Raw genomic sequence first — 1975 nt, 5'->3', positions numbered from 1 at the left:
GAGAGGGCAGGCCCGGACACCCGCAGGGCCCCGTACGAGGGGTGGGTCCTGCGGCTCCGGGTGGCGCCGTTCCCGCAGACGGTGCCACCCGGTGTGCGGGCCCGGCCCTGGGAGCCCGGCCGGGCCCGCACACACCCGAGAGGTTCCATCGGGCACCGGGCCGATCGGTCCGGGACACCCCGCGAGGTCAAGGCCCTCCCGGCAGATTCCCCTCCCATCCATCCGTCCACTCCGTACCCGAGGACTGCGCCGTGAGCGTCGGACCGCGCACCAGAACGCTGCTCAAGACCACCACCCCGGCCCGCAGACTGGACGTCGCCGCCTCCTTCGAGGCGCTGACGCAGGCCTGCGTGGCCACCGCCGACGACGCCGGGCGGGCCGAGCTGGTCAGCGACAGCCCGAACCACCTGTGGTCGCTGCCCGCCTCGCACGCGCTCGCCATCGTGCACCCGGACCTGGACGAGGCCTGGGCCCTGATCAAGGGCGCACAGTTCCTCCGGGACCACCGGGTCGCCGTCACGGCCCCCTGGTACAGGGACGTCCGCGCGGGCACCGAGGGCCGGGCCGTCACCTTCTGGCCGGACCCGGGGCAGCGGAGCACCGACACGTCCCTGTCCGCGTGGGCGACCGCCCTCACCCACCGCATCGACCCCGCGTCCGCGCCCTGGCTGCGCGAGCACGACCCGTTCGCCGGCCTGCTGGACGGCCTGGACCACGCCCCGCTGGACGAGACCGCCCGCCGCTTCCTGCGCGAGCACACGGCCCGGCTGCGCGAGGAGTGGGACTACCTCGACTGGCCGACACCGGACGCCGTCGTTCTCGGCGCCCCTGGCATGGTCCCGGTCCACGACGACGGCACCCACGTCGGGCTCCTGCTGCGCCGCCCGCTGACGCGCGGCCACAGGGAGTGGGACCTCGTCGCCGCCCGCTGGCGCTCCGAGCTGCTCACCGGCCCCCGCGAGGACCACCGGACCTACGCCGACACCTACCTCTCCTACGAACGCGAGGACCAGGCCGTGGACCACCCCTACATCGGTGCCTGGTCCGGCTACCAGGTCGTACGCGACGTCGTCGTCCTCACCGCGGTGATGGACACGGTACGCCGCGCCCGGCTCGACGCCGGCGCCCGTCGGCAGGCCGCCCACCGCCTCGCGTGCCTGCGCGGCGCGCACCCCGCCCCGTGGAACTGGGGGCCGCGATGAAGGCTTCCCGCACGGACGCCCGCCCGCTGCCGAAGGTCCACGAGCCCCGGGTCCTGCGGTGCGGCCACCACATCACCGAGGAGATCACCGGGCCCGAGGCCCTGGCGCTGAGCCACCTGGTCACCGACCTGAACGCGATCGAGATCGCGGCCGCCGTCAACGCGGTGCCCGAACGTCAGGACGCCACCGGGACAACGGCGGGGACGACGGCCGAGGCGGTGCGCGAGCACCTGAACTCGCTGAAGCGACGGCTGCGGGCACGGACCTGGACGCAGATGGTGGACACGGCCTGCCGGATGAGGCTCCTCCTCCCGCCCCGTGCCGTACTGACGACGCCGCTGCCCGAGACTGCCGTGCCCACGCTCCAGCTCCTGGCCGACGGATACACCAATCAGCAGATCGCCGTGATGAGGACCGTCTCGCCCGGCCGCGTCGGCAGCCACCTGGAGGCGATCCGGCACCGGATGCGTACCCGCGGCACCCCGGCTGCGGTCTACCGCCTGCACGGCGTGGTGCCCGCCGTCCTGGACGCCACCTGCCCGATCTGCGCAACGGGCGACATCGACCACGACCGGCCGCAGTGCCTGCGCTCCCTGGCCCCCGGGCAGACCTGCCTCCTCCACGCCGGTGCCACGACCCGGCTCACGGGCTCCCCGGACAGCGCGCAGCTCATCGCGTCCCATGCGCCGGCCCCGTGTACACGTTGCCGTTGAAGAGCGCCAGCGCCAGCAACGCCCGGAAGGCGCGCTGGTCGTCCGAGCAGTGGTCCAGGC

General features: G+C 74.4%; 2 protein-coding genes. Both read left to right on the top strand.

Annotation, left to right across the window (positions count from 1 at the left end):
* Window positions 1-251: 251 nt before the first annotated feature.
* A complete protein-coding gene (locus ACIQOV_RS39335; protein ID WP_331768718.1) occupies window positions 252-1202 on the top strand; it encodes a hypothetical protein in 951 nt (316 codons plus the stop codon).
* Window positions 1199-1915, top strand: a complete 717-nt coding sequence (locus tag ACIQOV_RS39330; RefSeq protein ID WP_401055686.1) for a hypothetical protein — start codon at window positions 1199-1201, stop codon at window positions 1913-1915. Before ACIQOV_RS39335 ends, ACIQOV_RS39330 begins: the two co-directional genes overlap by 4 nt.
* The last annotated feature ends 60 nt before the right edge of the window (window positions 1916-1975 follow it).

The organism is Kitasatospora sp. NPDC091257, from assembly GCF_044757675.1.
Lineage (GTDB): Bacteria > Actinomycetota > Actinomycetes > Streptomycetales > Streptomycetaceae > Kitasatospora > Kitasatospora lactacystinica.
This window is presented reverse-complemented; position numbering and strand designations above follow the sequence as displayed.

Bases quoted from the DNA above. Each gene is read 5' to 3' on its own strand.
- ACIQOV_RS39330 (WP_401055686.1), top strand. From the start codon at position 1,199: ATGAAGGCTTCCCGCACGGACGCCCGCCCGCTGCCGAAGGTCCACGAG.